This window comes from Longimycelium tulufanense (assembly GCF_014645795.1).
GTDB classification, from domain to species: Bacteria; Actinomycetota; Actinomycetes; order Mycobacteriales; family Pseudonocardiaceae; genus Longimycelium; species Longimycelium tulufanense.
Genome location: NZ_BMMK01000001.1, coordinates 110,345 through 134,794, shown reverse-complemented (window position 1 = coordinate 134,794; position 24,450 = coordinate 110,345). Strand labels below are relative to the sequence as shown.

Below are 24,450 nucleotides of genomic sequence, written 5' to 3'. Positions count from 1 at the left end.
CGTATGTAGCCACGAGTTTCCTTCCCACCCAACACCAATGGCAACGTACTTCGACGTTCACGTTCGAAAGGCCACCTGAAGGACGATTCGCCTGCCATGCAGCTCACCTGATTCCTGGCGGCGGTGGGCTTCAGCGGCGGCGCTCAGTGGCAGTGTGTCGGTGGCGCGGGGGCGTAGTTGCTTGTCGGCGAGCAGCGCGTTGATGGTTCGCGCTGCTTCCGCGAGCTCGCTGGTCGTCGCCTGGGAGATGGCGAAGCCGACGATCGAGCAGTCCTTCAGGTAGAGCGGTCCCACCGGAAGGACCGGACGGGTCTGCAGACCGGCCAGCACGACGACCCGACCCCGCTTGGCGAGAACGTCCACAGCAGTGGTGAGGTCGTTGTGACCGGAAGTGTCGAGGTAGACGTCGATCCCCTGTGGGCGTGCGTCACGAATGTGCCGTGTGAGCGCGGGATCCCGGTAATCGAGGACGTCAGAAGCGCCCAGGGAACGGCAGTATTCCGCGTGGTGGGGCCTCGCGGTGGCGATCACCCTGGCGCCCGCGTGAGCGGCCATGACAATCATGGCACTGCCGACGTTTCCCGCCCCGCCGGCAACCAGGACGGTGTCCCCAGCGCGAACCCGTCCATGGGTGAAGAGACCAAGGTACGCGGTCGCGGCGGGGTGGGCTACGGCAACCGCGTCTGCCGCGCTTACTCCCGGCGGCAGGTGGTACAGCCGGCCAGCAGGCACCACGGCCTGCTCGGCCGCTGCACCTTGCCGGCCGGCGTGGCCAAGGCTGTTGCACCACACCCGATCCCCCACCCGGAAGGCCGGTGCCCCCGGGCCGGCCGTGGCGACAGTTCCGACCAGGTCGCGGCCGATCACGAACGGAAACTCGATCGGGGTGCGCCAGGCGCCCGACCGCACGAAGGTGTCCACGTGGTTGACGGTGGCCACCTCGACGTCGACCAGCACGTCCGTCGGTCCCGGGCGGGGAGCGGCCAGCTCGCCGTAACGGATGATCTCCGGCGGACCCAGCTCTTCGATGTAGGCGGCGCGCATGGTCATGCATTCTTCCTACCAACGGTACCGCCAGCTCCGATTCAGCGATTGTTTGTCAGATTCGTCGGCACACGCCCTTCGCCGACCGATCGTCGCCCGCCGAACCTGACGGATCTCTGCGCTCCTCATTGACCGGCACCCACACGTGGCCAGCAGGCTTTGTGGCATGGGCGCATCCGTTATCGACAACAGTCCGCTATTCGAGCTCCGGTCAGATGTGCAGGTCTCGGCCACCCCGGAACAGGTTTACACCGTTGTCAGCGACCTGCCCCGCAGCGGTGAGTGGAGCCCGGAGTGCCAGGGCGGCGAATGGGTCTCCGGCGAGCCGGCAACGGTTGGGGCGGTCTTCCGCGGCGAGAACCTTCGCAGCGAGGAGGTGGTGGCGTGGGCTCCGCTGGTGCGCGGAACCTGGTACACCGAGTCGCGGGTCGTCGCCGCCGAGCCCGGTCGCACCTTCCGCTGGATGATGCTCTCCCACGCGGGCGCGGACCAGGAAAGCATCTGGGGCTTCGACATCGAGCCGGCCGACGAGGGCTGCGTCCTCACCCATCACTTCCGGATGGGCACGGCCACCGTGGGCATCCACAAGATCGTCGCCGACCTGGACGAGCCGGCACGGAAACGGTTTGTCGTCGAGTGGACCACCAAGCTCGAGCGGGACCTCCAGGACACGTTGAAGCGCCTGAAGGACGTCATCGAGAGGCAGTGACCCGGCTCGCCTGCTGCGCACGAGCCATGCCGCTGGCGCGGGCCGCCCGCGCCGCCCGTAACCAGGGACGAGGGGACAATGTTTCTACAACGAATCGGGAACCGCGGAATTCGGCTGGGAACTCTCTTCGAGCGGGCGGCGGCCCGGTACCCGGCCAACGCACTGATCTTCGACCACGACCTCGACATCGCGCCCCACCTGGACCGACGCGCCACCGTGGTGGAAATCGCCGACCTCGTCGACGACTTCGCCTCCCGGCTGTGGGCCACGGGGGTCCGGCCAGGCGAATACGTCGTCGTCCACAAGTCCAACGGCTTCGACATCACGCTCCTCGCGTGCGCGGTGGTGCGCATCGGCGCCGTACCGGCCCTGCTGTCGCCCAAGCTCGACGGCGCGACCGTTGCCGAACTGCTCCACCGGCTGGACGAGCCCCACCTCGTGACCGACCAAGCCAAGCTCGACAACGACCTCCCGACGAAGGTCTTCGAGCTCTCCAGGCAGGTACTCCTCACCTCCGGGAGCTGCGAGGGCGCGACCCCGCTCGAGTCCCTCGCCGGGGTACGACGGGTCCCCACCGTGACCATGGATCCGAGCCACCCCACGTTGATCACGCACACCTCCGGGACGACGGGCACTCCGAAGCTGGCGGTCCACACTGGACGGACCTTCCAGGCACGCTATCGCCCGCAGGCGTCGGTGGCAAGGCTCGTCCGTCGCCGTGAGCCCCTCGCGATCCACGTCTCGTTCGTGCACTCCCGGATGTTCACCGCGATGCCGATCGGGCTGCTGCAAGGACATCCGCTCGTGATCCTCGCCGAGGACGACCCGGCCAGTGTCTCCGAGGTGTTCCGGCAGGCGCCGCCCGGCCTGATCGAGGCGCACCCCAACTCGTTCATGCGCTGGGAGGAGCTGGTCGACGACCCGGGTCAGCCGCTGGCGAACGTCAAGTACTTCAGCAGCACGTTCGACGCCATCCACCCGCGGACCGTGCACCGCCTGCTGGGCGCCTCCCGCCGACGGAACCCGTGGTTCGTCCAGATGTACGGTCAGAGCGAGGTGGGACCGATCGCCGGCCGCACCTACCACCGAAAGCGCGGCGCGGATGCCGATGGTCGTTGCGTGGGATTCCCCTTCCCGGGCATGACTGGTGTACGCGTGGTCAGCCGTGATGGTAAGCCGTCGTCGCCGTCGTCGCCCGGATACATCGAGGTTCGCAGCGACGGGCGCATCGTGACGTACCTGGGTGAGCACGAGCGCTGGCAGAAGCAGGTCAACGATGGCTGGTGGCGCATGGGGGATGTGGGCTATCGCACGAAGTGGGGCTGTCTGCACCTGCTTGATCGTGAGGTCGACCAGATTCCCGGCATTGAAAGCACCTTGGCAGTCGAGGACACGCTGTTCGCCAGGATGGACGATCTCGTCGAGGTCATCATCGTCCCGAACGGCGACGGTGTTCCCGTACCCGTGGTGTGCACTCGCGCCGACAAGCCGCTCGACCGGATCGCATGGAAGTCGGCGGTCGCTGGACTCCCGGTGATGGCGGAGCCGGTCCAGTGGCGGCTCGAGGACCTGCCACAGACCGCCACCACCAAGATCAAGCGGCTCGAACTGGCCAGGTTGTTGGCAGCGGGCGGGGGCGGCGGTGGCCCCGAGCGGGTTCAGTCCTCCTGACCACCTTTCGTTGCCAGGACGGAGTTCAGGCAGAAAGAGCCGAGCAGAGATGACCACGACCCTGTCCGCACCCGGCCGCTGGATCAGGAATTTCAACCCCGATGACGAGGACTTCTGGGCGGCGGGCGGCCGGCGCGTCGCGCTGCGCAACCTGGCCGTGTCGGTGTTCTCCGAACACATCGGATTCTCGATCTGGACAATGTGGTCGGTCTTGGTGTTGTTCATGTCACCGGCGATCGGCTTCAACTTCACCCCGAGCGAGAAGTTCCTGCTCGTGGTCACGCCTACGTTGGTGGGTGCGGCGCTGCGACTTCCGTACAGCTACGCGGTAACCCGCTTTGGCGGCCGGAACTGGAGCGTCTTCGCCTCGGCGGTCCTGCTGGTGCCCACGCTGCTGGCGCTGTACTTCGTCCAGCAACCCGGTACACCGCTATGGGTGTTCATGCTCATCGGGGCCACGGCCGGCGTCGGTGGTGGCAACTTCGCCTCGTCGATGACGAACATCACGCTGCTCTTCCCCCAACGGCACCAGGGTTGGGCGCTGGGAGTGAATGCCGGCGGTGGGAACCTCGGTGTGGCCGTAGTCCAGCTTCTCGGTCTACTGGTGATCGTTACCGTCGGTGACACTCATCCGTCGTATGTCGCGGCGGTCTACCTGCCGCTGATCGCACTCGCCACGTTGCTGGCCGCGCTGAAGATGGACAACGTTTCCGGTGTTCGTCCCGTTCCGGGAACCTTGCGCCGCGCGGCCGTGAACCAGCACACGTGGTGGATCTCCTTCCTCTACGTCGGCACGTTCGGCTCGTTCATCGGCTACAGCTTCGCCTTCGGTCTGGTACTGCAGAACCAGTTTGGTGCCAGCCCGCTGCGAGCGGCGACCTACACCTTCCTCGGTCCACTGCTCGGTTCAGTGTTCCGACCAGTGGGAGGATGGTTGTCCGACCGATGGGGCGGCGCACGCGTCACACTGTCCAGCTTCCTCGGCATGACCCTGGGAACGGCGGTGCTGATCGCGGCGTCGGACCAGAATTCCTTTTCGCTTTTCGTCATCGGTTTCACGGCGCTCTTCGTACTTACCGGCATCGGAAACGGCTCGACCTACAAGTTGATCCCGGCGGTGTTCGCCGCGACAGCGGAGAAGTCTGTCACCTCCGGTCGCGACGCTGTGGAAGAATTCGCCCGGGCACGCTCACTTTCCGGGGCCGTGATCGGGATTGCTGGTGCCGTCGGCGCTCTCGGCGGCGTGGCCATCAACCTCGCGTTCCGCGCCGCTTACGGCAGCCTCGGCACGGGAGAGCCGGCCTTCCTCGCTTTCCTCGGGTTCTACGCCTTGTGCATGGTGGTCACGTGGTGGGTATACCTGCGGGGCAGTCTTGCCGACGCATCTGTCAAGGAGGCCACCCGTGTCTGACTCACGGATGGTGGTGACGCACTGCCCCTACTGCGCCCTGCAGTGCGGGACGGCGTTGCGCCGGGAGAACGGCCGGGTGACCGTCCGCCCGACGGACTTCCCGGTCAACCACGGCGGACTGTGCCAGAAGGGCTGGACAGCACCCGCACTGCTGGACACCCCGGACCGGCTACTCGATCCCCTCGTGCGGGGGAGGAACGGCGAGCTTGTTCCGGTTGACTGGGACACCGCGCTCGACACCGTCGCCGGTCGGCTGCACCACATCCGCACCGAGGACGGTCCGGATGCCCTCGGCGTGTTCGGCGGTGGCGGGCTGACCAACGAGAAGGCTTATCTGCTCGGCAAGTTCGCCCGGCTGGCACTGGGCACCAGCCAGATCGACTACAACGGCCGATTCTGTATGTCGTCGGCCGCGGCCGCCGGGGCGGCAGCGCTCGGCGTCGATCGCGGGCTGCCGTTTCCGGTCACCGACCTCGGTCAGGCGGACGTGATCATGCTTGCCGGAGCCAACCCGGCCGAGACCATGCCACCCCTGATGCGTCATCTCGACCGGGCGGAGCTGATCGTCATCGATCCCCGCCGGACCCGCACCGCCGAGCGCGCCGTGCTCCACCTCCAGCCCGCCCCGGGCACCGACCTCGCCTTGGCCCTAGGCCTGCTGCACATCGCCGTCGTTGACGGCTGGTGCGACAACGACTACATCCACCGCCGCACGCGCGGGTTCGACGCGGCCTGGCGGCGAGCAATGACATGGTGGCCGGAGCGCGTGGAGCAGGTCACCGGCGTCCCCGTGATCGCTCAGCGCGAAGCGGTGCGGATGCTGGGAGCGGCCCAACGGCCCTACGTCCTCACCGGCCGCGGCGCCGAACAGCACAGCAAGGGTGTGGACACGGTGGCTGGATTCATCAACCTCGCGCTCGCCCTCGGGTTGCCGGGTAGGCCGCACCGTGGCTACGGATGCCTCACCGGGCAGGGCAACGGTCAGGGCGGGCGTGAGCATGGCCAGAAGGCCGACCAGCTTCCGGGCTACCGGCTCATCACCGACCCCGACGCCCGTGCGCACGTAGCGCAGGTCTGGGGGGTGTTACCGGGTGTGCTGCCGGGTGCGGGTCGCAGCGCCTATGAGCTGCTCGATGCACTCGGCACGGCAACAGGTCCGCGCGCCCTGCTGGTGTTCGGCTCGAACCCCGCCGTCTCGGCGCCGCACGCCGGTAACGTCACCAACCGCCTTGCCGCGCTGGACCTGTTGGTGGTAGCCGACTTCGTACCTTCGGAGACCGCCCGAATGGCGCACGTGGTGCTACCCGTGACGCAGTGGGCGGAGGAAGAGGGCACGATGACCAACCTCGAGGGACGGGTGCTGCGACGCCGGCGGCTGCTCACGCCGCCACCCCGGGTTCGGAGCGATCTCGAGGTCCTGCGAGAGCTGGCGACCCGGCTCGGCGAGCCGGCCCACCGCTACCCCACCGCGCCGCGTGATGTCTTCGAGGAGCTGCGTCGTGCCTCCTGCGGGGGCAAGGCCGACTACTCCGGCATCAGCTACGAGCGGCTCGACGCGGGTGAGGTCCTCCATTGGCCCTGTCCCGCGTCAAACCAACCGCATCCGGGTACCCCACGGCTGTTCCTCGACCGGTTCGCGCATCCTGACGGACGCGCTCGTTTCGCAGAAGTGGACCACCGAGAACCAGCCGAGACACCTGACGCCGACTTCCCGCTCTATGCCACGACCGGGCGAGTGCTCGCGCAGTACCAGTCCGGCGCGCAGACGCGTAGGGTGGCCGAGCTCAACGCGGTCGAACCAGAACCCTTCGTCGAGATGCATCCTGACACGGCTGAGCGAGCAGGGCTGCGCGATGGCGCGATGGCAAGGGTCAGCTCTGCTCGGCAGAGCACGGTAGCGCGAGTACGTATCGTCCAGACCATGCGGGTGGACACGGTGTTCCTGCCGTTCCACTTTCCTGGAGCGGGTCGGGCGAACCTGGTCACCAACCCCGCTCTCGACCCGCTCAGCCGTATGCCCGAGTTCAAGGTCTGCGCCGTACGGATTGAGCCTTACGGGGATCCGCCGTGAACTACGGCACACTGATCGTCGGCAACGGCCCTGCTGCGCATCGGCTCGCGGGCCAGCTGCGCCATCACGGGCACCAAGGCGCAATTACTGTGCTCGGCGCCGAGCCCCGGCCCGCATACAACCGTGCCCTGCTGACATCGGTGCTCGCCTGTACATTGTCCGCCGACGACCTCGTCCTCCCCCGCCTTCCGGAGAACGTTCAAGTCCGATTAGGCATTACTGCTACCCGCATCGACCGGGTACGCAGAGCGGTGTACACAGACGACGGCACGGTTTACCGCTATGACCAGCTTGTGCTTGCGACCGGAGCACGACCCAACGCTCCAGCGATCACGGGCCTGACCAGTAGTGATGGTGGGTTCAGCGAGGGAGTGCGGGCCATCCGCACCGTGTCGGACTGCGAGGACATCCCCGACGGCCGCACCATCGTGCTGGGCGGTGGGGTCCTCGGCGTGGAAACTGCACTGGCGCTTCGGCACCGCGGTCAAGATGTGGTCCTCGTACATCCCGGACCGTATGCGATGGACGACCTGCTCGATGAGTCGAGCGGCCGGCTGCTCCTGGTACACCTTGAGAACGTGGGTGTGAAGGTGTTTCCGGGCGCACGGGCTGCCGAGTACGCGCCGGGAAAGCTGGCTCTTGACGACGGGCACGTGTTGGATGCTGACACGCTGCTGCTGTGTACCGGTATCAGACCGAATATCGAGCTGGCCCGCGCTGCAGGTCTCGCGGTACGGACCGGTGTTCTCATCGACGACCACCTGCGCACCAGTGATCCGCACATCTACGCAATCGGCGACTGCTCCGAGCATCGCGGCGCCAAGCCCGGACATATCGCACCCGCCTGGGAGCAGGCGGAGCAGCTTGCGAGACTGCTCACGGGCCACAACGCGCGCTACGTCGGCACCCGGCTGGTGGTCCGGCTGAGGACCAGCAGCATCGACGTCGCATCCTTCGGCTCCCCTGGCGAGAACACTGACCGGCTCGCCACGGAGTCTGTGACCCTGTCGGACCCCGCCCGCGGCAGGTATGCCCGGCTCATCCTGCGCGACCAACGGATTGTTCACGCCGTACTGGTCGGTCTCCCCCGGGCCATCGCATCGATCAGCCAGCTTGTCTCCCGTAGCCTACCGGTGCCCTCCAGCCGTCTCGCGTTGCTTCTTGGCACCAGCGCGGATCACTGGTCCAACGCCGAGCTGCCCGACGACGCGGTGATCTGCGTATGCAACAACGTCACCAAGAAAGCCCTGACTTGCGCGTGGCGGGACGGGGCACGTGAGCTCACCAATCTGGTGCGTACCACCAGAGCGACGACAGGCTGCGGCAGCTGTCAACGTGCCGTGGAGCGCATCTACCGGTCCCTCTCATCCACAACGGAAACCAGCGGGGCAACATGACTGGCACCCTTGTCGTCATCGGACACGGAATGGTCGGCCATCGCCTCGTGACCGATCTGCGTGTCAAAGATCGCGCCGACGCCTGGCGAATCGTCGTCCTGGCTGAGGAGAGCCGACCCGCCTATGACCGAACGGCGCTCTCCTCCTATATGGCGGGGAAGAGCGCGCATGACCTCACCCTGGTCGACCACGACTTCCTCCGTGACCCGTTGGTCGACCTGCGGCTGGGTACGGTCGCTGCGAGTGTGGACCGGGGTTCCCAAACGGTAACCACTACCGACGGCACCGATCTCGGCTACGACGCGCTCGTGCTGGCCACCGGCTCACGCCCGTTCGTGCCACCCGTGCCGGGGCACGACGCACCCGGCTGCTTCGTCTACCGCACCATCGACGACCTGGACGCGATCCGCGCCGCAGCGGTCTCCGGCCGGCCGGGCGTGGTGATCGGTGGCGGGCTGCTCGGCCTCGAGGCGGCCAATGCGCTTCGGCTGCTCGGAATGCGTCCCCATGTGGTCGAGATGGCGTCCCGGTTGATGCCGTTGCAGGTCGACGACGGGGGTGGGCGGGTGCTCGCCAAGCTCGTCGGCGAGCTCGGGCTCAGGTTGCACTGCGGCGCCGCGATCCGATCCGTCGACACCGGCACGGACGGTCGCGTGTGTGGTGTGACCCTGGCTGACGGCAGCGTTCTCGACACTGAGCTGGTGGTGTTCTCCGCCGGGATCCGCCCACGGGACGAGCTCGCCGGCCCAGCCGGACTCGGTCGGGCCCAACGCGGTGGCTTCCTGGTCGACGACCAATGCCGCACCAGCGACGAACGCATCTGGGCGGTGGGCGAATGTGCCGCGGTGAACGGACGTTGTTACGGGCTGGCCGCGCCCGGCTACCGCATGGCCGAGATCGTTGTCCAGCAGTTACTCGGGTTCGGTGGGGCCGCGCTCCCCTTACCCGATGTGTCCACCAAGCTCAAGCTGCTTGGTGTCGACGTGGCCAGCTTCGGCGACGCGCACGCCATGACGGCAGGAGTCCTGGAAATCAGCTACGTCGACAACACCGACAGCACGTACGCAAAGCTCGTGCTGAGCCCGGATGCACGCGTCCTGCTGGGCGGTGTGCTGGCTGGAGATGCCAGCGCCTACCCCGTGTTGCGTCCCCTCGTCGGCCACGAACTGACGGCGCCACCGGAGCAGCTTCTGTTCGGAGGCGCCAACTGAAGGTTCAGCTTCGATCCGTGTCAGCCGACCGGGAACGAACGATGTCGAGAAGCTCGTCCGCCCAGACCGGGTTGTACTCCTCCAGCCTAGGAAAGCCCCCCACCCGTGGTGGCGCGGACCACCTGTACTCCACTCCCGGGTTGTGTGCCGCATAGCCGCCCGTGGCGAACAGATGCGGGCTGCCCTGGATCGGTGGACCCTGGGAGGTCCGCCACTGCTCGTACACCTCGGCACGCCCCTCGCCCCGTGCGAGGGCCTTCGCCAGCGCGCCAGCATCTACGTGCGTGCACTCCTCGGCGATGTCAAGGATCACCGGGTGAACGCTGATGCACTTGCTCTCGACGTAGAACGCCCGCCGCAAGGCGCCGTCCAGCTCGTCGCTTCCCCAAAGGCCGCCGATGGCCGGATCCTTGGCGGCCTGCACCGCCTCCAACGCGGGCAGCGTGGTGGCGGGATAGGTCCAGTCAGGTCCCCGCCACCGCTGCCACCCAAGCTCCGGCAGGGTGCCGGCGATCACGACAATCTCGGCATCCACAATGAACTTCGGGGTGGACTGGCGGTTGAACAGCTCCAGTGGGAACGCCCGGTGGTCGACCAGGAGGGGCAGCCCTCGCCGCTCTGCCGCGACGTGCAGCGTGTGCAGGGCAAGGGCCGCCCATGGGCAACCAATGTCCGACCACACGGTCACGGTCGGTTCGTCATGACGGGTTGCCAACGTAGCTCCTTACCAGCCCAGATTGAATTCGCTGTGCCGTCACAGGGCGTCACTTCGCGGAAGGGCGGACCGACAGGGCGTGACGAAACACGTTGAGCGGGTCCCACTTTGTCTTTACGGCCTGCAGTCGCGCATAGTTTCCCTTGTAGTACAGGTCATGCCAGGCGACGCCGGACGCATTCCATTCTGGGTCAGCCATGTCGAAGTCAGCAAAGTTGATGAAGCAGCCATCCGCGTTGCCACCAGGAGCCGGCACGCCCCCCGTCTCCGCGTACAGGTCGCGATAGAGGCGGCGCATCCAGTCGAGGTTGGTGTCATCCTGTTCTGGGTTCTGCCAGGTGTTCATGAAGAACACCCTCATGATGGAGTCGCGCTGTGCCACGGCGGTGGCGTCCGCGGCCACCGCGTTGGCCTGACCGCCGAAGGACTCGATCGCCACCAGGCTGCTGTCATTGGTGTGGTCCGAGCTGTTCAGGTACTCGTACAGGGTGTCGGCCTGCTGGTCGGTGAACGGCCTCCGCTGGTAGGAGGACTTGACCTTCTGCCGGCCCACCTCCGCGTCCTGTGCGGCGGCGAGAGCTCGCTTGGACACCAGCCAGGGCATCCTTTCGGTGGGGAGGACGACCGGAGGGGTACTCAGGTCGGCGGTGATCTCGTGGACGTAACGCTCGAGCAGTTCCGCGGCGTCGGGCCGGGTCGCGTCGACGTGGGCGAAGGCCACGGCGACCATGCCCGGGTCACCCTCGCGCGGGCGGCCCGTCAGTACCAGGCCACCGAAGAGATCGAGATACGGGGACTCCGGGCCGCTGTTGTGCTCCAGCCAGCGTCCGAAGTTTCCGAGTAGTGTGCGGAAGCCGGCCTTGTCCAGGCCCTGACGAGGGAAGAGCACCGTGCCCGCCAGCACGCTGGCCGGCGGACGGGGCAGCAAGCCGGTGGGATCCGTCCCGGTCGCCGACGGGGAGCGGAACCAGTATCGGGTGACGACGCCGAAGTTGCCGCCACCGCCCCCGGTGTGGGCCCACCACAGGTCGTGGTTCGGGTCGTCGGTCTCCCGGGTCGCCACAACCGCGCGGGCCTGTCCGGACGCGTCGACGACGACGACCTCGACGGCGTAAAGGTGGTCAACAGTGATGCCGTGGCGTCGGCAGAGCGATCCGTAGCCGCCCCCCTGCACGTGACCACCGATGCCGACGGTTGCGCTGTTGCCCGCGGGGATCGTCACACCCCAGCCGTAGTACAGCCGCTGGTAGACGTCGTCGAGCCGGGCACCGGCCTCGATCACGAAGGCGTTGCGCTCGGGGTCGAAGTCGACCGCGTTCATCTCGGCAAGGTCGATCACAACCTCGACGGAAGGATCCCCGGCGAAGTTCTCGTAGCCGTGGGCACCGCTGCGAATCGCGACGCGGCGCTCCTCCCGCACGGCGTCGTTGACGGCCTGGACGACCTGTTCGGTGCTCGTCACCACACGGAAGGCGTCCGGCCGGGCCATGAACCGCCGGTTGTGCCCCCGTACCGCGAGGTCCTCGTAGCGGGGGTCGTCCGGACCCGCCTCGGCCAGCCGGAAGGCCCGGACGACGGGCACCGCGTTGTTCGTGGTGGTTCCGCGGATGGTGGACTCGGTCATGCTCAACCTTTCTGGGTTACCCCTCGAGCCCGCTGGGGGACGGGCCCGAGGGGCAGGACTGGGTACGGCATCTAGTGGGCTGCTGCCGCGGGCTCGCCGGGAAGTGCGGACCGGTTGGTCGCACCGACCGCCAGGACCGTCAGGATGACGAGGCCACCCCCGATCCACAGCACGCTCGCGGTGGCAATGCTGTCGACCGCGAACCCACCGAACAGTGCTCCGAGCGCGATGGACCAGTTGAACATCGAGACGTACAGCGACGATGCCGCCTCGGTCGCGTCCGGCGCCGCCTTGAGAATCCAGGTCTGCATGCTCACCGGCACCCCGCCGTAGGCAAGGCCCCACAGGACGAGCAGGACGATCGCCACCGCGGTGCCCTTGCCGGCGAGCGCGAGCAACACCACCGACGAGGTGAGCAGGACGGCGATGCCGAGCACTGTCGCTCGGACGTTTCTTGCCACCATCCACCCCGCGATGAAGTTGCCGCAGATTCCGGCGACACCGAAGATCAGTAGCAGCAAGCTGATCAGGTTGGTGTCCACGCCGGAGATCTCCTGCAGCACCGGGCGCACATACGTGTACGCCAGGAAGTGGCCGGTAATGACCAGGAACGTGATGGCGACGCCGATCCGTACCCCGGCGTTGGTGCGGAAGATCTTCGGCAGGTCCGACAGGGTGATCGTCCGCTGGGGCGGTAGGGACGGCATCAACAGGACCATGCACACCAACGAGGTCAGCCCCAGCACGCCGACCGCCCCGAAAGCGGTCCGCCACCCGCTGAGGTCGCCGAGCAGCGTTCCGGTCGGCACCCCGAGCACGGAGGCGGTCTCGACGCCCCCGAAGATCACCGCGGTCGCCCTGGCCACCTGGTGCTCGGGCACGAGCCGGAGGGCGATGCCCCCGGCAATCGACCAGAAGCCGCCGACGCTGATCCCGACGAGGAAGCGGGCCACCAGCACGATGGCGAAGTTCGTCGCGAACGCGGATGCCAGGTTTGCCGCCCCCACCAGGCCGATCAGCACCCCCAGCACCAGGCGTCGGTCTATCTTGCCGGTCGCGACGGTGACCAGGGGTGCGGAGAAGGCGGCAACGATGCCGGGGACCGTCACCATCAGGCCTGCCGTGCCGTCGGAGACGTCCAGCGCGGAGCCCACCGGCGTCAGCAGGCCGACCGGCAGCAGTTCGGAGGTCATCAGGGAGAAGATCCCCAACGTCACCGCGAAGACCGCGAGCCAGCCCCGCAACGGCGAACGGCGGATCCCATCGGACGGAGCAGGTGAATCGAGTGTGGTCACGACGTCACCCAAACTACGAATGTGCCGGCACGAATGAGGTTCGCGCCGCATGCGGTCACGGACAGTCGGCGCCATCTCCCCGAAGAGGGACGCTCGAGAACGAAGAATCCCTTTGGTCGAAAAGGGATCCGGGAAGCACCGGAGTACCGGCCAGGACGCGCCGCACTCCGTGCGGACGCCCCGACCGGGCTTTCCGTCGTTACCTGGACAGCTTCACACGCCGGGGGCGAGTTCTGTCAGCCGATTGTCTTCCCTTTGTCAGGTTGTCATTCGGTACCCGGAGTCTTGCGGGTGGTCACCGCGATCCGGTTCCAGGCGTTGATGGTGAGGATGAGTGCGATGAGCTGGGCCAGCTCTGGCTCGTCGAAGTGCCTGGCGGCACGCTCGTAGACGTGGTCGGGGACGAAGCCGTCGGTCAGGACGGTGACCGCCTCGGTGAGGGCCAGGGCGGCCCTCTCCTTGTCCGTGTAGAGCTCGGACTCCTCCCAGGCACTGAGCTGGTAGATGCGCTCCTCGCGCTCCCCGGCCTTGCGGGCGTCCGTCGTGTGCATGTCCAGGCAGTAGGTGCATCGGTTGATCTGCGACGCACGGATCTGGACGAGCTCGATGAGCGTGTGGTCCAAGCCCTTCCTGGCCGCAGCGTCCAGGGTGATCATCGCCTTGAAGACCGCGGGGGCCGCCGTGGTGAAGTTCATCCGTTGGGTCGTCACGGCAACCACACTATGAACCGAAGTGTCCTGGAGTATGGTCCATTTCCGTGTCGGAAACGTGGGCCAACGCGACCGGTGAGTCCGGCCTCGACCTCCACCTCGACCTCAACGGCCGGGGCGGGGTTCGCAACGCGATCATGCGGGCGTTGCGCGACGCCGTCCGTACGGGACGCCTCGCGCCCGGCACGCGGTTGCCGTCCTCCCGCTCGCTGGCCGCCGATCTCGGTGTGGCCCGGAACACGGTCGCAGAAGCGTATGCCGAACTCGTCGCCGAGGGTTGGCTGACGGCGCGTCAGGGCGCAGGGACCCGCGTCGCCCAGCGTGCCGCGTTGACGGGGCCCGCGGCTGAACGGAAACCGACCAGGGCGGTACGCACCGCGAAACCCGAATACGACCTGATGCCCGGAACACCGGACCCGTCAGCGTTCCCGCGGGCCGCCTGGCTCACCTCGGCACGCCGCGCCCTGACCACCGCGCCAAGCGAGGCGTTCGGGCGAGGGGACCCCCAGGGACGCCTCGAATTGCGCCGCGCACTCGTTGGCTATCTCGCACGCACACGAGGTGTGCGTGCCGATCCCGATCGTATTGTCATCTGCTCCGGATGCGCTCACGCCCTGGGCCTTCTCAGCAGAGCTCTCGATGGCACAGTCGGAGTAGAGTCGTACGGGCTGTACGTTCACCGGGACATCCTTGCCGCCCACGGTGTTCGCACCGTCCCCCTGCGGCTCGACGACCACGGTGCCGAGATCGAGGAGCTCGCGTCGACCGACGCCACCGCCGTGCTGCTCACCCCCGCCCACCAGTTCCCGACCGGTGGGCCGCTGCACCCCGAGCGGCGAGCGGCTGTCATCGACTGGGCACGTGCCACCTCAGGGCTCGTTCTGGAGGACGACTACGACGGCGAGTTCCGCTACGACCGCCAGCCGGTGGGCGCGGTGCAGGGGCTGGACCCCGACCGGGTCGTCTACCTCGGCACCACGAGCAAGAGTCTCTCCCCCGCCCTGCGCCTGGGCTGGATGGTCCTTCCCGAGAATCTGGTCGATGGGGTTCTCGCGATGAAGGGCGGGCAGGAATGGTGGGCGAGTGCCCTGGACCAGTTGGTCCTCGCCGACTTCATCGACTCCGGCTCCTACGACCGGCACGTCCGGCGGATGCGTCTGCGGTACCGCCGCCGCCGGGACCAGCTCGTCACAAGGCTCGGCGAACACGCACCGCGCGTCCGCGTCACCGGCATCGCGGCCGGACTACACGCGGTTCTCGAGCTCCCACCGGGAACCGAACAGGCAGTCGTGCAAGCTGGTATGTCACGGGGAATCGCTCTGGAGGGACTGAGCCCTTACCGCCACCCCGACAGCACAATGGCCCCGCTCGACGGCCTGGTTGTCAGCTACGGAACGCCACCTGACCACGCCTTTGCCGGGGCGTTGGAAGCTCTGTGCCAGACACTCGCGGCGGAGTCCTAGCCCGGTAGCAGAACCGTACCCAGCTCGGTCTCCAGCCGGTCCAGGTCCCGTTCGTGGCCGTGGGCCACGACATGCCCATCGGGGCGGACGAGGTAGTAGCCCGGGCGGCCGCAGAAGGCGTTCTCGCGGGCAACGTCACGCGACAGCGTCACGACCCGCACCCGCGACCACCGCGATGCGAGATCGTTGATCTTCCTCCGCCAGGAGAAGCCATTTGGCGGCGCCAGCGCGACGATGGTCCAGCCGAGTGGATCTGCTTCAGGGCCGCTGATCCCGTGGGACACCGCGAGCCCGCGTGGAAGGACCGTACCGATCCGCACGCCTCCCGGTAACACCTGACGGAGTGAGCACTGGGTTCTGGCGCCGGGTCGTTGTGTTTCCCGGACCGGCGTGTAGGACAGCCGCCTTCCGGCCATAACCGGGGTGTAGAAGCGCGAAACCACCCCGGTGCGGTCGAGCAGCCGGAAGGCGTTGTCCCGGAGGAAGATCTGTGCGGGCCCCTTGGCCATCCACGCGCGGGTCTGGAGATCGGTGTCCCGGACGATGCGCCTCGTCGCTTCCAGCCGTTCCGGGCCGTAGCTCGGCAGCAGTGAGCTCGGAGACTGGCCATGGATCACCGATGCCAGCTTCCAGGCCAGGTTGTGGGCATCCTGCAGACCGTTGTTCATGCCCTGGCCGCCTGCCGGGCTGTGGACGTGTGCCGCGTCGCCGATGAGGAAGACCCGACCGCGTCGGAACTCCGTGGCGTGGCGTGCGTGCACCCGGAAAACGGTGTTCCACACCGGCTTTGTGATCCGCACTCCGCGTGGCCCTCGCTCGTCGATGATGGACTGCATCATTGGCACGCTCATCTCCCCGCCTTCGGGCATGACGGAGAGGAACCGGAACACACTGTCGGGCTGGGGAACGACCACCAGGGTCCCCGCGGGAGTCTGGTAGTACCGGATCTCATCGCTGGGAAGGCTTCCCTTGATACGGGTGTCGATCAGCGCGAAGGCCATCTCGTAGGTGGTGCCCCGGAATCCGACCCCCAGCTGGCCACGAACACTGCTGCTCGCGCCATCTGCACCGATCACGAACGGAGCCCGGGCCCGTTCCACCAAACCGTTCCCGTACTCCAGTACAGCCGTCACACCGTCGGTGGCGTCGATGTCCGGGGAGAAGTCCAGATCATCCAGGCAAAGCAACCGTACGCCACGCTCGACCTTGCCACCCAGTGAATGCAGTCGCTCGGTGAGCACGCGTTCCGTCTCAGGTTGGGGAAGCTGCCTCGCGGCCAGGTCAGGGGGGAAGCCGAACGAGGCGAGCAACCGACGGTTGGAAAAGTAGCTGAATGCATTGATCCGGACGGAAGCCTGCCGAATGGCATCGCCAACACCCAGGTCCGTCATGATGTCGAGGGCGCGCGGCCAGAGCGAGAGCGCCTTCGGCGCTTGCATCGGCTCGAGCGCCCGGTCGATGATGCGGACCCGCACCCGACGCCGGAGCAGCTCGCATGCGGCGAGGAGACCGGTGGGCCCCGCCCCGACGATGAGGACGTCGAAGTCGGTGCCGCCGGTGCGCGCCCGGCCGGACGTGGGGGCGGCCGCGGCTTTCGCAACTGGCTTCGCTGTCCGGCTTGTCCTTGCCCGCCCCACGTCCCTGCCCTCCTTGTCCTTATTCGGCGTCAGCGCGGCCCCGGTGCACCGGCAACGGTCTCAGGACGCCGGAGCCAGCCGCTCGCGGAGCCGGCGGGCCAGCTCGATACGTTGGACCTTCATGGTCGCCGTGCGCGGCAGCTCCGCCAGCGTCATCTGAACGGGCTCGGCCACCGGCGGGAAGTCGGCCACCGCCTTCTTCCACCGCTCGGGGTCCAGCCGCACGTCCCGGCGGGTGCACACAACCGGGATCGGCTCCTGGTCCGGCCCCGGTACGAGAACGAGCTCGGTCAGCTCTTCGAGACGTTCGAGCACGACATCCTCGAAGTCCAACGTGCTCTCGATCGTCGGGATGACGTCAACCTCCCGGTCGAGCAGGTGCAGGCAGCCCTCCTCGGTGCGGTATCCGACGTCCATCCCGCGCCACCATCCGTCGTTGACCTGCTTCTGGAACCGCTCGTCCTCGCCGTAGTACGTCAGTACTCGGCCCGCGGCCTGAACCTCGATGTAGCCGGGGTTCTCGCGGGAGGGTTCCTTGCCGTTCCTGCTCACCAGTCGGAACTTGGTGTCGCCAGGGAACGCGAAGCCCTGGCAGCGCCCGTCCGCGGTGAGCGCGGTGTCCCTGGTGAACCCCCGGCCGACCAGCGGGCCGGTCTCGCTCTGCCCATAGATCTGGTAGAAAATCGGGGAATGCCGCTCCGAGGCGTGCAGGAGCCGGTGCATGGTTCGCGGGTGGATCGCGTCAAAGGTGCTACTGAAGTACTTCACACCGGCCAACGGCTTACGTGGGTCGTCGACCAGCTCCTCCCACTCCAGGAACGAGTTGGGGTGCGACTCGATGAACCCCGGGTTGGTCGCGAGGAACAGCTCGGCGACCTTGTCGGGTGCCGAGTCGTTCATCACGACCATGGGATTGCCACGTGGCATCAGGACAGCGAGCGCCAACGGCATCCGAGAGTGCACGTAGGACACGTGGATCGCGACGGTCTCGCGCTCCTGGATCATGTCGAAGAGCTTGGCCTGCGGCCGGTAACGCCCGTGCAGCGTTCGCGCAGAATGAACCACGAGCTTCGGCAGGCCCGTCGTACCCGAGGTATGCGTCATGAGCGCGGGCTCGTCGGGGTCCAGCAGCACGGGCTCCTGCCGCGGCGCCCCGGCGAGGTCCGCCAGAGACAACGCGTTGGGTGCGCCGCCGGCCACGCCGATGACCCGGGTGGTGGCCTCGTCCAACGGCGTTCCCGCCAATGGTCCGCCGAGCTTCTTCCCGTCCGTGATCAGGTATGGCTTGTCGAGCCGCTGCAGCAATGCGACTACGCTGTCGCCGTCCAGGGCGGGGGACAACTGGACGGGTACCGCTCCGATCCGGGCGACCGCGCAGGAGAGGATGTTGATGTCGAGGCCGGGCGACTTGTAGATCGCAACGTGCTCTGTTGGCCGGACTCCCGCGGCCCACAGGCGGCCCGCCATGTCGTCCACGTGCTCGGCGAAATCGGCGAAGGTGAGCTGTCGGCCGGCCTCGGGGAGCAGATCAAGATCGTGGTCGAGCGCAATCAGGGTGTCGGCGTGCGCGGCGACCGAACGCTGCGCGACCATTCCCATGTAGAGGCCCTTCCGGCTGGTGGTGATCGGAAGCATCTGCGATTTCTCCTCACCTGGAACTGACACCGGATGTCGCGGTCACGAAAACGCTCGCACGGTGGTAATGATGTGGACGAGCAGTCGGCCGGAAGTGTGTCAGATCGAATTTCTCGGAGTGGTCAGGCAAAGTGGACGACGCGCTGTTGCTCATGCGCCCGTGGGAGGAGCACCCCGGTCAGCAGGTTGCCGACGATTCGCACGCCGTCCCGGGTGAGCAACGACTCGGCGTGGAACTGCACGGAGGCGAAAGTCGGGCCACGCAACGCGTACACCTCACCTGTTTCCACGTCACGGCTCACCTCCACCACGCCCACGCCCTTCCGGGCGATCTCGTCCTCGGTGCTGTGCGCCGCGAACGTGTTGTAGAAGCCCACCCGCTCGGTAGCGCCGAACAGATTGATCTCCCGTTGAACGCCCTGGTTCGGCACCGCCCTGCGGAGAACGTCGAGGCCGAGCGCCAAGCTCAACACCTGGTGGCTGAGGCACACCGCCAGGAACGGCCGTTGCTCGTCGAGCAGGGTCCGCACCGCCGACCGCAGGTGTTCGATCTTGGGGTGACCGACCGCGCGCGGGTCGCCCGGTCCGGGCCCCATGACGACGAGGTCGTACCCGTCGAGTGCGTACGGTTCATCAAACCTGCGCACCGTGACCACGAGTCCCATGGAACGCAGCTGGTGGTCGATCATCGAGGTGAAGGTGTCCTCGGCGTCGACGACCAGCACGCTGCGGCCGGAGAGGAAGGGATCCCGACGCTCCCGCGCGGTGTCCTCGGCCAGCCAGAAGTCGGCGATGGTCCGGTTGCGGCGGGCCAGGGCGGCCCGGACCTGCGGGAGTGCCGCGAAACGCATCGGTCCGGCGGACTCCAGGGCCGAGATCAGTCCGGCGGCCTTCGCCTTGGTCTCGGCGGCCTCGGACGCCGGGTCGGAATGCCGGACCAGCGTGGCGCCGACCCCGATGCGCACCCGGCCGCCACTGTCGATGTCGGCGGTACGGATGAGGATGGACGAGTCGAGGCTGCGCCCGCCATGTTCGTCGCGGCCGATCAGCGCGATGATCCCGCTGTAGTAGCCCCGTCCCTCGGGCTCGTAGCGGTCGACGACACGGCACGCGCTCTCCAGTGGGCTACCGGTCACCGTAGGCGCGAACATCGTTTCGTGGAGGATCTCCCGTGGGTCGCGGCTGGTGTGACCTTCGATGAAGTACTCGGTGTGGGCGACCCGGGTCATCTCCTTCAGGCTCGGGCCCACCACGCGACCACCGGTGTCGCAGATCCGGGCCATCATCTTGAGCTCCTCATCGACGACCATGTAGAGCTCGTCGGCCTCCTTGCGGTCAGCGAGGAACTCCATCAGCTCGGGGAGGTTGGGCCCTGACGGCGGGTACCGATAGGTGCCACTGATCGGGTTCATCACCGCGATTCCCCCGCGCAGGCTCAGATGTCGCTCCGGCGTGGCACCCACGAACGTGCGTGCTCCGGTGTGGACGACAAAGGTCCAGTACGCGCCAGACTCCTGCTGTAACAGTCGGCAAAAGAACGTTAGGGCGGCGCGCGGCGTGTATCCGGTGATGTCAGCCACAAAGGAACGCTTGATGACGAAGTTGGCGCCTTCCCCCTGCCCGATCTCCTCGGTGATGACCCGTTGAACCGCATCGGCATAGGTGTCGTCGTCGACGTCGAAGTGGCGGTTCGCCAGTTCGATGGGCACATCCGGAAGCCTTCGCATGGCCTCCGCAACCGGCACGACTGCCTGGTCGGTGACAGTCATCGCGATCAACGGCTCACCATCATCGGCGCACGCGAAACCACGCTCGCCGATCTGCCGGTACGGCACGACCACCAGAACTTCATGCCGAGCCGGTCCGAGCGGCTCCCCGTCCGTGAGGGGAATCCCCGCCAGCGTCTCGGGTGTGTGGACCTCGCCGAGCAGGACGTCCAGTGCTCCCGGACCCGTCGTCTCCGGGCGATGCAGGAGCGCGAACGCGGGCGGCCGTGCCGTGAGCACCCGGTCGAGCAGGTCTGTTGTCGTCTTCTCACTCATAACGCCGCCTCGCGAATGCTGTGTCCGACGGTCTCGGTGGCGAACTCCCCGAGATGGGCGAGCATGTGGTCGGCCGTGGCGACGAACGCGCAGCGTTGCGCCGCGTACTCCATCGCCAGTCGGTGGTAGTCCTCGGAAAAGTCGGCGACAGCGTCGGCAACAAGGAACGGCTGGATATCGTTGGTAAATGCGTCAACAGCCGTCATCAGGACACCGACATGCGCGTACACGCCGCAGACCATGAGCTGGTCCCGGCCGTGCGACCGCATGTGGTCCAGCAGGTCCGATCGGAAGAACGCGCTGTACCGCCACTTGGTGAACTGCCAGTCATTCGACGTGGGGTCCAGTGGTCTCACGACCTGCCGATCGGTGGGGTCGACCCGCATACCCGGTCCCCAGAAGTCCTTGAGCAGCCCCCGCTGTTCGGTCGTCATTCCACCTGGCTGTGCCGTGTAGGCCACGGGAACTCCGAGCTCGTGGCAGCGTTGGCGCAGCCGGGCGATGTTCCGCACGAGTAGCTCGCGCGGACTTTCGGTTGCGGGGAACGGCTTCAGGAAGTAGCGCTGCATGTCGTGGATGAGCAGCACGGCGCGGTCCGCGTGGACGGTCCAGCTGGCGACGTTGTTCGGCAGGTCGTCCACTGTTGGCATCGGATACGGCGCGATGGCAGGAATGCCAGCCATGACCATCCTCTCCAGGTCTGGGTCGCAGGGGCGAGTTCGCTACACGCCGAGGGTCGCCCCGCCATCGACGGTGAGGTCGTGCATGGTGATGTGCCCTGCATCGTCGGAGAGAAGGAACGTGACGGCGCTGGCCACGTCCGAAGGACTGGCGAGCTTCCGCAGTGGAATTCCCACCCGGTACGCCGCCAGCCGGCCCTCGACGGTTCCCTTCGCGGCGGTTTCGTCGTGCCACATCGACCTGAGCATCGGGGTGTCCGTCGAGCCGGGAGCGACGACGTTGCATCGGATCCCGTGCTTCGCGACCTCCAGACCGAGACACTTGGTGAACATCGTCGCGGCCGCCTTGGACGCGGCATATGCAGCCATCTCGATGCGGGCGGTTCCAGCGGCATTGGACGCCACGGTGACGATTGCGCCTCGCGAGCGCGGGATCATTCGGCTGGCCACGGCGCGCGACATGAGGAAGACGCCGTTCGCGTTGACCGCGAAGGTGGTCGCCCAGTCCTCCTCGCTCAGGGAGCGGACTTCGCCGAGCCGTAACACACCCGCGCCGTTGACCAGGAACTCCATCGGCCCGAGCTGACGTTCGACCTCGTCAACAACGGATTCCGTCTCCGAAGCCCTGGTGACATCCGCGGGAAACGCCTTCACGCGAATCCCGTCCGCGGCCAGCTTTTCGACGATTTCCCGAAGTCGAACGGCATCCAGGTCCACCGCCGCAACCACCGCACCGCGCTCGCCGAGCTTCCGGGCCACGGCGGCACCGATGCCGCCCGCCGCCCCGGTGACGAGCGCGACCTTGTTCTCCATATCCTTGCTTGGCATCCATCCTCCAGTGGCGCCGCCGCCTCGCGTGGTCATCCGGACCATGCGGAGGCCACGGCGACGGCCTGTTCCGGGTTGAGCCGCGGGTCGCAGAAGCTCGTGTACTTGTCGCCGACCTGGTCGACACGGCTCGCGCCCACCACGCATTCGGTGACGTCATCGGGGGTCGTCTCCAGGTGGAGGCCACCGCAGACGCCACCCGCGGCCCGCACCGCGTCCTGGAAGTCCCGGACCTCGCGCAGAATCGCCTCCAGGTACCGGGTCTTGAGCCCGTCCGAGGTGACGACGGTGTTGCCGTGCATGGGATCACACAGCCAGATGACCGGGTGCCCAGCTGTGCGTGCGGCCGAAACAAGCGGGGGGAGCTTGTCCGCGACCAGGTCCGCGCCCATCCGTGCGATAAGGCTGAGCCGACCCGTCTCACGCCGTGGGTCGAGGCGTTCGCACAATGCCAACAACTCGTCGACGGTGATACTCGGGCCGACCTTGCAGGCCACTGGGTTCACGACCTCGGCGAGCAACGCGACGTGCGCGCCCTCTACCTGACGGGTTCGCTCGCCGACCCAGGGCCAGTGGGTCGAGGTGAGCACCAGCCGCCCGGCGGAGTCCCTGCGGAGCATCGGGACCTCGTAGTCGAGCAGCAACGCCTCGTGGCTGGTCCACACTGGTGGGTCAATGCCGGCGCGGCGCGCGGGACCACGCCAGCCGAGGTGGTCCATGACCGTGCTGGCCGCCTGGTAGCAGCTCAGCAGCCGCAGTGGATCCGGGCGCCGGCCCTCGGGGTCCGGCTCCGGGCTGTTCACCATGTGCCCGCGGTAGACAGGAAGTTCGACACCGCCAACGACTTCCGTGGGCCGGGAACGAGGTTTGGCGAGCTGTCCGGCGATACGTCCCACGCGTACCACGGGCTTACGCGCGTTCATCTTGAGGGTGCCGGCGAGGACGTCCAACAGCCCCACCTTGCGGGCCACGTAGTCCGCGTCGGACTCGGCAGGGTCCTCCGCACAGTCCCCGGCCTGCACGACATGGGCTTCCCCAACCGCGACACGGGTCAGGACGGCACGTAGCGTTTGCACGTCCTCTGCCCGGACCAGCGCGGGTTGGGCCGCCAGCTCCCGCCGCACGCGCCGAACCTGGGCCTCGTCGCCCCACACTGGTTGCTGGTGAGCCGGTCTTGCTCGTGTGTCGAGCAGTGCGTTGTCCACCGAGAAGTCTCCAATCGAACGAGCAATGGGCCCAGCGGACCGCGAGGCCGCGGTGGACACCGGGAGGCGTTGTCGTCTGTCATTCCGATACTTCTTGCCGCCGCCCCAACCGAATCGCCTGTGTCACGCGGCACTGAGACCGCGAACAAGCGCGCTGGTGATCTCCACGGTGCGCCGCGCCTGGTATCTGATGGCGGCGAGATTGTCCTCGTCGACGTTCGCCGGCTTGTTTCGCGAGACGGCGCTCACGCCGTATGGGTTGCCATTGGTGGGTGCGAGCTGGATGGGATCGGCGACCCCGGGCGGAACAATGATCGAACCCCAGTGGTAGAAGGCGTTGTTCAACGCGAGGATCGTGCTTTCCTGCCCGCCGTGTAGCGTGGCCGTGGAGGTGAAGGAGGACATCACCTTGTTGACCAGCCCCCGCCTGCTGTGCAGCGGCAGGGTCAGGTCGATGAACTGCTTGAGGGGACCGGCGGGCAAGCCATACCTGCCCGGCGTTCCCCACAGCACGGCATCGGCCCACTCGAGGTCGTCCAGCGTGGCGTCGGGGATGTCCCGGGTCACCGCGGCGTGCTCCGCCCATGCCTCGGTCCACCCGGGGTTGTCCGGCACGATCGACTCGGCGGACAGCTCCGGCGCCTTGCGCAGCCGCACCTGTGCGCGCGCCTCCTCTGCGGCATCGGCTGCGGCCGCAGCGAGCTTGTACAGGTTTCCGGTGGACGAGTAGTAGATGACGGCAACGTTGATCATGGCCGTTCGGGCTCCCTCGGCGGACGAGCGGGACAAGTCGATCAGGCGGGCGTACTGTCAAATTGTCGACGAAGGTTGGACATCCCAATCCTGTCGTCGTCCGGAGAGCGCTCACAACGGTCGGTTCCGCAGTTCGTCAGGTGACCCCGAAATCCATCAGGTCGACCTTCTCCTGCCGGGCCACCCCGACACATCGGAGGGGAGCGGCTGGCCGATAACTGATCACGGGCTGGACGAGAACCCTTTGTCGTCACGCGTGATTGGGATGAGATGGCCGCGCTCGATCGAGGTAGCGTCGGTCGAGCGCGGCCAATATTGCGGCGTGGCGAGAAGAACTGGCGTTGGGGGG

At 67.2% G+C, this 24,450-nt stretch carries 19 protein-coding genes; 7 read left to right on the top strand and 12 right to left on the bottom strand.

The features are described from left to right. Positions 1-57: 57 nt before the first annotated feature. Complete coding sequence (locus IEY55_RS00570; protein ID WP_229685808.1) at positions 58-1,050, bottom strand: NADPH:quinone reductase; 993 nt, start codon at positions 1,048-1,050, stop codon at positions 58-60. Positions 1,051-1,210: 160 nt separating this feature from the next. On the opposite strand from IEY55_RS00570, the gene IEY55_RS00565 reads away from it, so the two are divergent. The 6 genes from IEY55_RS00565 (at position 1,211) to IEY55_RS00540 (ending at position 9,514) form a co-directional block, all read left to right on the top strand. Further along, complete coding sequence (locus IEY55_RS00565; RefSeq protein ID WP_189052807.1) at positions 1,211-1,753, top strand: SRPBCC family protein; 543 nt, start codon at positions 1,211-1,213, stop codon at positions 1,751-1,753. 78 nt (positions 1,754-1,831) lie between these two features. Beyond that, a complete protein-coding gene (locus IEY55_RS00560; RefSeq protein ID WP_189052806.1) occupies positions 1,832-3,424 on the top strand; it encodes a class I adenylate-forming enzyme family protein in 1,593 nt (530 codons plus the stop codon). A gap of 49 nt (positions 3,425-3,473) precedes the next feature. Continuing rightward, positions 3,474-4,835: a nitrate/nitrite transporter gene (locus IEY55_RS00555; RefSeq protein WP_189052805.1), complete on the top strand. Its 1,362-nt coding sequence runs from the start codon at positions 3,474-3,476 to the stop codon at positions 4,833-4,835. 7 nt (positions 4,836-4,842) lie between these two features. Further along, on the top strand, positions 4,843-6,906 hold the full coding sequence (locus IEY55_RS00550; protein WP_189053294.1) for a molybdopterin oxidoreductase family protein: 2,064 nt from the start codon (positions 4,843-4,845) through the stop codon (positions 6,904-6,906). Continuing rightward, positions 6,903-8,303 carry an FAD-dependent oxidoreductase gene (locus IEY55_RS00545; protein ID WP_229685806.1) on the top strand — a complete coding sequence of 467 codons (1,401 nt, stop codon included), beginning with the start codon at positions 6,903-6,905 and terminating at the stop codon, positions 8,301-8,303. The genes IEY55_RS00550 and IEY55_RS00545 overlap by 4 nt, the downstream gene beginning before the upstream one ends. Continuing rightward, complete coding sequence (locus IEY55_RS00540; RefSeq protein ID WP_189052804.1) at positions 8,300-9,514, top strand: NAD(P)/FAD-dependent oxidoreductase; 1,215 nt, start codon at positions 8,300-8,302, stop codon at positions 9,512-9,514. Before IEY55_RS00545 ends, IEY55_RS00540 begins: the two co-directional genes overlap by 4 nt. Before the next feature lie 4 nt (positions 9,515-9,518). On the opposite strand, the gene IEY55_RS00535 is transcribed toward IEY55_RS00540, so the two are convergent. From IEY55_RS00535 to IEY55_RS00520, 4 genes are all read right to left on the bottom strand, one after another. Continuing rightward, positions 9,519-10,229: a DsbA family oxidoreductase gene (locus IEY55_RS00535; protein ID WP_189052803.1), complete on the bottom strand. Its 711-nt coding sequence runs from the start codon at positions 10,227-10,229 to the stop codon at positions 9,519-9,521. Positions 10,230-10,278: 49 nt separating this feature from the next. Beyond that, entirely contained in the window at positions 10,279-11,853 is a 1,575-nt protein-coding gene (locus tag IEY55_RS00530; protein WP_189052802.1) for an FAD-binding oxidoreductase, read from the bottom strand. 71 nt (positions 11,854-11,924) lie between these two features. Further along, the gene (locus IEY55_RS00525) at positions 11,925-13,148 is read right to left on the bottom strand and encodes an MFS transporter (protein WP_229685804.1); all 1,224 of its coding nucleotides are present in this window, start codon (positions 13,146-13,148) and stop codon (positions 11,925-11,927) included. A 266-nt stretch (positions 13,149-13,414) separates the two neighbouring features. Further along, a complete protein-coding gene (locus IEY55_RS00520; RefSeq protein ID WP_229685802.1) occupies positions 13,415-13,858 on the bottom strand; it encodes a carboxymuconolactone decarboxylase family protein in 444 nt (147 codons plus the stop codon). Positions 13,859-13,905: 47 nt separating this feature from the next. On the opposite strand from IEY55_RS00520, the gene pdxR reads away from it, so the two are divergent. Further along, positions 13,906-15,321 carry a MocR-like pyridoxine biosynthesis transcription factor PdxR gene (gene pdxR / locus IEY55_RS00515; protein WP_229685800.1) on the top strand — a complete coding sequence of 472 codons (1,416 nt, stop codon included), beginning with the start codon at positions 13,906-13,908 and terminating at the stop codon, positions 15,319-15,321. Here pdxR and IEY55_RS00510 read toward each other — a convergent pair. The 7 genes from IEY55_RS00510 to IEY55_RS00480 form a co-directional block, all read right to left on the bottom strand. Beyond that, the gene (locus IEY55_RS00510) at positions 15,318-16,958 is read right to left on the bottom strand and encodes an FAD-dependent monooxygenase (RefSeq protein WP_189052800.1); all 1,641 of its coding nucleotides are present in this window, start codon (positions 16,956-16,958) and stop codon (positions 15,318-15,320) included. The two genes, pdxR and IEY55_RS00510, sit on opposite strands and share 4 nt — an antisense overlap. A 60-nt stretch (positions 16,959-17,018) precedes the next feature. After that, positions 17,019-18,593 carry a class I adenylate-forming enzyme family protein gene (locus IEY55_RS00505; protein ID WP_189052799.1) on the bottom strand — a complete coding sequence of 525 codons (1,575 nt, stop codon included), beginning with the start codon at positions 18,591-18,593 and terminating at the stop codon, positions 17,019-17,021. Positions 18,594-18,715: 122 nt separating this feature from the next. Continuing rightward, positions 18,716-20,635 carry an anthranilate synthase family protein gene (locus tag IEY55_RS00500; RefSeq protein WP_189052798.1) on the bottom strand — a complete coding sequence of 640 codons (1,920 nt, stop codon included), beginning with the start codon at positions 20,633-20,635 and terminating at the stop codon, positions 18,716-18,718. After that, on the bottom strand, positions 20,632-21,318 hold the full coding sequence (locus tag IEY55_RS00495) for an isochorismatase family protein (RefSeq protein WP_189052797.1): 687 nt from the start codon (positions 21,316-21,318) through the stop codon (positions 20,632-20,634). Before IEY55_RS00495 ends, IEY55_RS00500 begins: the two co-directional genes overlap by 4 nt. Before the next feature lie 39 nt (positions 21,319-21,357). Then, positions 21,358-22,143: a 2,3-dihydro-2,3-dihydroxybenzoate dehydrogenase gene (locus tag IEY55_RS00490; protein WP_229685798.1), complete on the bottom strand. Its 786-nt coding sequence runs from the start codon at positions 22,141-22,143 to the stop codon at positions 21,358-21,360. Positions 22,144-22,175: 32 nt separating this feature from the next. After that, complete coding sequence (locus IEY55_RS00485) at positions 22,176-23,348, bottom strand: 3-deoxy-7-phosphoheptulonate synthase (protein ID WP_189052796.1); 1,173 nt, start codon at positions 23,346-23,348, stop codon at positions 22,176-22,178. A 123-nt stretch (positions 23,349-23,471) separates the two neighbouring features. Then, positions 23,472-24,101 carry an NAD(P)H-dependent oxidoreductase gene (locus tag IEY55_RS00480; protein ID WP_189052795.1) on the bottom strand — a complete coding sequence of 210 codons (630 nt, stop codon included), beginning with the start codon at positions 24,099-24,101 and terminating at the stop codon, positions 23,472-23,474. Between the last annotated feature and the right edge of the window lie 349 nt (positions 24,102-24,450).